At 48.5% G+C, this 6,576-nt stretch carries 6 protein-coding genes; 5 read left to right on the top strand and 1 reads right to left on the bottom strand.

Going from position 1 to position 6,576, the window contains the following annotated elements:
• Window positions 1-167: 167 nt before the first annotated feature.
• The 5 genes from OGW13_RS20625 to OGW13_RS20645 all read left to right on the top strand — a co-directional run bounded on the left by OGW13_RS20625 (window position 168) and on the right by OGW13_RS20645 (window position 5,417).
• On the top strand, window positions 168-749 hold the full coding sequence (locus OGW13_RS20625) for a TetR/AcrR family transcriptional regulator (protein ID WP_043001489.1): 582 nt from the start codon (window positions 168-170) through the stop codon (window positions 747-749).
• Complete coding sequence (locus OGW13_RS20630; RefSeq protein ID WP_043001490.1) at window positions 749-1,117, top strand: MmcQ/YjbR family DNA-binding protein; 369 nt, start codon at window positions 749-751, stop codon at window positions 1,115-1,117. The genes OGW13_RS20625 and OGW13_RS20630 overlap by 1 nt, the downstream gene beginning before the upstream one ends.
• A gap of 98 nt (window positions 1,118-1,215) precedes the next feature.
• Entirely contained in the window at window positions 1,216-1,869 is a 654-nt protein-coding gene (nfsB, locus tag OGW13_RS20635; protein ID WP_043001491.1) for an oxygen-insensitive NAD(P)H nitroreductase, read from the top strand.
• Window positions 1,870-2,267: 398 nt separating this feature from the next.
• Window positions 2,268-4,883, top strand: a complete 2,616-nt coding sequence (locus OGW13_RS20640) for a filamentous hemagglutinin N-terminal domain-containing protein (protein ID WP_287116425.1) — start codon at window positions 2,268-2,270, stop codon at window positions 4,881-4,883.
• A gap of 99 nt (window positions 4,884-4,982) precedes the next feature.
• Window positions 4,983-5,417, top strand: coding sequence for a POTRA domain-containing protein (locus OGW13_RS20645; RefSeq protein ID WP_287116426.1), 435 nt, complete (start codon window positions 4,983-4,985; stop codon window positions 5,415-5,417).
• 110 nt (window positions 5,418-5,527) lie between these two features.
• On the opposite strand, the gene OGW13_RS20650 is transcribed toward OGW13_RS20645, so the two are convergent.
• Entirely contained in the window at window positions 5,528-6,508 is a 981-nt protein-coding gene (locus OGW13_RS20650; RefSeq protein ID WP_000082736.1) for an IS5-like element ISEc68 family transposase, read from the bottom strand.
• Between the last annotated feature and the right edge of the window lie 68 nt (window positions 6,509-6,576).

Genomic DNA, 6,576 nt, shown 5'->3' on the forward strand with positions numbered 1-6,576 from the left:
GTCCGATGGTTTGCGCGACGCACCCTTGATTATGAGTGAGTAAGCACTCATTATAGAAATCAGACGTTTCTCGTCAAGATGATTTTCAATCTTTGACATTCACCGTTGCGGCGCTGCATACGCCGTGTTTCAATCACATTTTTAGACCACATTAAGGGTAAAGTGTAGTGGCTCGTCCGAAGAGTGAAGACAAAAAAAAGGCATTACTGGAGGCAGCAACCACGGCGATTGCGCAGTCCGGGATCGCGGCGTCAACCGCAGTGATTGCCCGCAATGCTGGCGTGGCGGAAGGGACATTGTTTCGCTATTTCGCGACCAAAGACGAGTTAATCAACGAACTGTATCTTCATCTTAAACAGAGTCTCTGCCAGTCGATGATCGCCAATCTGGATCGTTCACTGACCGATGCCAAAGCGCTGACCTTTTATATCTGGCGCAGCTATATCAGTTGGGGGATAAACCACACGCAGGGGCATCGCGCGATACGCCAACTGGCCGTCAGCGAAAAAATCACCAAAGAGACGGAACAAAAAGCCGACGATATGTTTCCTGAACTGCGCGATCTCTGTCACCGCTCAGTGCTACCGGTCTTTATGTCCGATGAATATCGCGCCTTCGGCGATGCGCTGTTTTTAACGCTGGCAGAAACGACAATGGAATTTGCCGCCCGTGAACCGGCTCGCGCTGAAGAGTTTATTTCTCTGGGTTTTGAAGCCATGTGGCGCGCCCTCACCCGCGAGGAAAAGTAATGGACGAAAAAACGCTGCACGAGTGCGCAAAACGCCTGGCATTAGCCTTCCCCTTTACTGAGCACTGCTGGCCGTTCGGCCCGGAGTACGACGTGTTTAAGGTCGAAGGAAAGATTTTTATGATCGTCACCGAATTTAACCGCCGTGCGGTAATAAACCTGAAAGCCGACCCGGAAAAATCCCTGTTAAATCAGCAGATTTACCCCAGCATAACCCCCGGTTATCACATGAACAAAAAGCACTGGATTTCCGTCTCGCCCGGTGACGATATTACCGAGTCGTTACTGGAAGAGCTGGTGAACGACTCGTGGAATTTAGTGGTCGATGGCCTGCCTAAACGCAGCCAGAAACGAATCCGCCCGGTCTGATTAGTCTCAAATAATGAAAACTGTGTTCGCCATTTCTCTCTTATCATCTCCGGGAGAACCCTGTAACCTGCGAAGATTAAAACCAACCGGGAGTCGTTATGGATATCGTTTCAGTTGCCTTAAAACGTCATTCAACCAAGGCATTCGACCCAGCTAAAAAGCTGACCGCTGAAGAAGCCGAAAAAATCAAAACACTGCTGCAGTTCAGCCCGTCCAGTACTAACTCTCAGCCGTGGCACTTTATCGTCGCCAGCACAGAGGAAGGCAAAGCGCGCGTGGCGAAATCTGCCGCCGGTAACTTTGTCTTCAACGAGCGAAAAATGCTTGATGCCTCGCATGTCGTGGTGTTCTGCGCCAAAACGGCAATGGATGATGCATGGCTGGAACGCGTGGTTGATCAGGAAGAGGCCGATGGGCGTTTTGCTTCCGCGGAGGCGAAAGCCGCTAATCACAAAGGTCGCACGTTTTTTGCCGACATGCACCGTAAGGAGCTGAAAGACGATGCACACTGGATGGCAAAGCAGGTGTATCTGAACGTGGGTAACTTCCTGTTAGGCGTCGCCGCACTGGGTCTGGACGCGGTGCCAATCGAAGGTTTCGACGCCGCCATTCTTGATGCAGAATTTGGCCTGAAAGAAAAGGGCTTCACCAGCGTGGTGGTGGTGCCTGTCGGTCATCACAGCGTGGAAGATTTTAATGCCTCGCTGCCAAAATCTCGCCTGCCGCTGAGCACGATTATTACTGAGTGCTAATGTCTTCAGGCACGTTGCTTCGCGACGTGCCTGTTCTCATTACCCTTCCACTCGTTAAGGTTTTTTCAAGTTTCTTACACATTGTGTAACACCTCAGAAATATCTTGAACAGAAATTATCCATATCATTTATCAATCGATTTTCCCATTTTCGACGACGCCTCTCTTTCATATTAATGAATTACCTAATAAACACATTTTTATAATAAATAATTGCGATATTTTTTTGTGCAATTATCAATGTGTTACTTTTCGCACCCAGCCAACAATTGCTGTTAAAAAAAAACGAATCGTTACAAGTCCTTTTCTGGATTAAAGGGATTGCATGGTTTCATACCCCCCCCATTTTTCACCAATGAAATGGGGAATTTATATTCAAGGAAATACAAGGATCAGTAAATGAAAAGCAAAAATATTAATATCGTGCGCAATAATCGTCAGGTTTTACACGCAAAGCTGGCTCCAACCTGCTTTGCAACGATGCTTGCGCTTGGAATGATTATGCCAGCTCACGCTGCGGTTGTAGCAGGTAATACTAACCAACCGGGTATTCATACCAACGCAAATGGCACTACCGTTGTTGATATTAATAAAGCCAGTGCGGGTGGCGTTTCACATAACGTTTATTCTGAGTTCAACGTAGACAGTAACGGCGTTATTCTGAACAACAGTAGCAGCAATTCGAACACTCAGTTAGCCGGCCAGATTAATGGCAACGCTAATATGGCGAGCGGCAGTGCAAAAGTGATTCTTAACGAAGTGCGCTCCTCCGATCCGAGCCAGCTTAACGGCATGATCGAAGTCGCCGGTCAGTCCGCTCAGGTCATTATTGCTAACCCATCAGGCATTACCTGCGACGGTTGCGGTTTTATTAACACCAACCACGCAACGCTAACCACGGGGACGGCCACCTACGATAATCAGGGCAACGTAACCGGACTGGACGTCAGCAAAGGCCAGGTGTCTATTACCGGTAAAGGTATGGACACCCGCTCCACTCAGTACACCGACATTATCGCTCGCTCCGTGAAGGTCAATGCGAAACTGCAGGCGAATGAGCTGAACATCATTACCGGTAATAACCGTATTGATAAGAATGGTCGCGTACAGAAAAAATATGACGACAGCACCAGCCCGGAAGTCGCGCTGGATGTATCTGCGCTGGGTTCCATGTATGCCAATAAAATTTACATGGAAGGGACAGACAGTGGCGTCGGCGTGCGTATTGATCACGCAGACCTGACCGCGACGGATACCTTGTCTCTCAATGTTGATGGCGTGATTGAAAACAACGGCGGCCATATTAGCGGTAAAAACTCCACTGCTGTAATGGGATCATCTGTTCTGAACCATAATGGCCAGATCACGTCTGATGGGATGGTCTCCGTTTCTGCCGACGAATTACTGGACAACAGCAATGGTCAAATCAAAGGCAATTATGTTGATTTGTCTGGCAAAAACACAGTAAACACCCATGGCAAGATTCAGGGAAACCAGCAGACCACCATCATGGCGGATTCGCTGAATAACACCCAAGGTGAAATCACCAGCGAAGGCGCCCTGAGCATCGCTCGCTCTTCTAACAGCTATAACTCCTGGGGAGCGACCGGCGTCAATAATACAAACGGTCGTATCAATGCTAAAGGCTCGCTGACCGTGGACTCAGCAAATCTGGACAACACGTCTGGCAGCCTGACAAGCAACGGCTCGATGAGTGTTAACGTCGATACGCTGACCAACAATAACGGGGTTATTTCTGCAGGTAATGGCTGGAATATGATTAACGCCTCCATGTTGAATAATGATAACGGCGTTATTCAGACTCAGGGACGTGACAGCCAGTTGCAGGTAAGCGGCAATAACATGCTCTCTAACCATAACGGCACAATTCATAGCGACGGTTCCGTTTCTATCAATGGCGCACTGGATAACATGTCCGGCACGATTTCAGCCGGCAATGATATCTTCATGTATGGTTCGTCTTATTATTCTGATCTTGCCAGCAAGCTGGAAGCGGGTCACAACATTGATATGACGGTGACAAATACTTTCCAGAACGCAGGGACTCTCGCTGCGGGACAGGATATGTCTTTAACCATCGGTTCCAATGGTTGGGGCAGCTACGGTGGCCCAGCCCAGAACAGTGGTTCTATTACCGCCGACGGTAATCTGAATCTGCAGATGAATAGCAGCATGTTTAATAACAGCGGTGCAATCCACGCTAATCAAATGAATCTGCAACTGTCCGATCTTGCTAACAGCGGTACGATCTCCAGTAACAATGACATCAACGTTAACGCCAACAATGTCTATAACCTGATGTATGGCAACATGAATGCTGGCCATAACATCTACATCACAACCTCTTCTCTGATGACTGACGCAGGAAGCGCTATTCAGGCAGGGGAAGATACTAGCCTGTCTGTGATGAGCAACCTGAACAATACCGGTGATATCCGTGCCGCGCATGATATCAACCTCAATGTGATGGGAAGTTACGGTTATTCACAGAGCACCTCTTATAACAACGGTACCATTGCCGCTGGTAATAAATTGAATGCCCAGATGGATCGCGTAACGTTGATGAATAGCGGTACGCTGAGCGCGGAAAACGGTATTACGCTGACCACTAATTACCTGAACAACAGCGGCAACATCTCCAGCACCGGTGATGTTAAGCTGAATACGTCTAACGGTATGTTCAACGAAAGCACCGGTACGATTACGGGCGATCACGTTTATACCACGGGTTATGTCACTAACATGGGCGTTATTAATGAAACGGGTTCGGCTAATCAGGATGATGGCGCGAATACCCCTGACAACAATAATACCGATAATGGTGGTTCAACCAATAACGATGATAACACCGTGGTACAGCCTAATGGAACACCTGCAGGTAACGGTGTCTGGGAAAATGGCGTCGTTTATAAACCAGGTGACATGTATTACGGCTACGTCGTGGTAGATATCATCTATTATCCTGGCGGTTATGTTATCTGTACTGGGATTTAATATATTTTAGTTCCAAAGCCCCATGAAGTTATGGGGCTTTATTAATTTATTTTAGAAATGCTTCTGAGGTTCAGTACCTACAGGGAAGAGTTAAATATCATGATTGTTTATCGTACCAGCCTCAGTCTCATTCTTTTCTCACTGTTCGCGATACGCCCTGGCATCGTGGAAGCTGAGCCCGTCTCAGGCCAAGGTGCCACCAGTCAACAACAGGATCAGGCAAGGCATAATCAGCTTGCTCCTCAAAGTAAGACATTGCTCACGGCAGAAAATGTACAAGATAGCGATACGCTGATCCTGCCCAAAGAATCCGTCTGCTATGACATGAAACACGTAGTTATCGATAAAACGGTCGCCCTCCCCCACTGGCTGACCTTTAACGATCTTATTCGCCAGGTTGAAAAGCATTGTATCGGAATACAGGGGATCACGGCTCTACATAAAGCCGTCCAGAATCGGTTAATCTCCCATGGATATATTACCAGTCGGGTGTTAGGGAAGTTGCGATTAAGTGGTCCGCAGCTCCCGATATGACGCCCCAAACCGTCCTTTATCGACGTCCTGTGGCTCAATTTTCCAATTTTCAGCCCAAAATCGTCTCTTCGTGGCTGATTTTGGCCCTGTTTCAGGCTAATTTCCTCATTTCAGGTAGATCTCGCCTGTGCCCGTATCAATTGGTCAACTCGAACCAGGTTCGCCAGGGTGAATAACATCGCCAGTTGACTGTCATTTTTAGCCAGCCCCTTGTACCTGGCTTTGACGAAACCAAACTGACATTTTACTATCCGAAATGGATGCTCAACCTTCGCTCGGATACTCGCTTTCAGGTATTCGTAACGGATGGCCAGCTTGTTCTTGCGCGGGTGTTGCTTCAATGCATTCACTTTGCCGGGACGCTTGGCGATAAGCCAGTCTGCGCTGACATCGCTGAGCTCATCGCGCTTTTCGGCCCCCTGATAACCAGCATCGGCTGAGATAAATTCTTCATCGCCATGCAGTAACTTGCCAACCTGATTGAGGTCGTGCTCGTTAGCCGCCGTGGTCACCAGACTGTGGGTCAGGCCACTTTTGGCGTCCACGCCAATGTGCGCTTTCATGCCGAAGTACCACTGGTTACCTTTCTTGGTCTGGTGCATGTCTTCATCACGGCTGTTGTGTTTGTTTTTGGTAGAGCTGGGGGCTTGAATGATGGTGGCATCCACCAAGGTGCCCTGGGTCATTAGAACGCCACACTCTGCTAGCCAGTGATTAACGGTACTGAAGATTTTGCGGGCCAGTTCATGCTGCTCCAGCAAATGCCGGAAATTCATGATGGTAGTGCGGTCTGGAATGGCTTTATCCAGTGACAGGCGAGCAAATTGGCGCATGGAGGCGATTTCATAGAGGGCATCTTCCATGGCCTCATCGCTCAGGTTGTACCATTGCTGCATGCAGTGAATACGCAGCATGGTTTCCAGCGGATAGGGCCTGCGACCATTACCGGCCTTGGGATACACAGGCTCGATAACGCCAAGTAATTTGTCCCAGGGAAGCAAGTCATCCATTCTGCCAAGGAAAACTTCTTTGCGGGTCTGGCGGCGTTTACTGGAAAACTCACTGTCGGCAAAAGTCAGTTGCTGGCTCATCCGGTTACTCATTCTGGGTTCAGGTTACAACACGATGATCTCACATCTCGGACTTATTCGCACCTTCC

This window comes from Citrobacter sp. Ca225 (genome assembly GCF_030337175.1).
GTDB lineage: Bacteria > Pseudomonadota > Gammaproteobacteria > Enterobacterales > Enterobacteriaceae > Citrobacter_A > Citrobacter_A amalonaticus.

What these genes read in the sequence shown, in the direction of transcription:
- OGW13_RS20650 (WP_000082736.1), bottom strand. Translation starts at nt 6,508, where the DNA reads ATGAGCCAGCAACTGACTTTTGCCGACAGTGAGTTTTCCAGTAAACGC.
- nfsB (WP_043001491.1), top strand. Translation starts at nt 1,216, where the DNA reads ATGGATATCGTTTCAGTTGCCTTAAAACGTCATTCAACCAAGGCATTC.
- OGW13_RS20640 (WP_287116425.1), top strand. Translation starts at nt 2,268, where the DNA reads ATGAAAAGCAAAAATATTAATATCGTGCGCAATAATCGTCAGGTTTTA.
- OGW13_RS20645 (WP_287116426.1), top strand. Translation starts at nt 4,983, where the DNA reads ATGATTGTTTATCGTACCAGCCTCAGTCTCATTCTTTTCTCACTGTTC.
- OGW13_RS20630 (WP_043001490.1), top strand. Translation starts at nt 749, where the DNA reads ATGGACGAAAAAACGCTGCACGAGTGCGCAAAACGCCTGGCATTAGCC.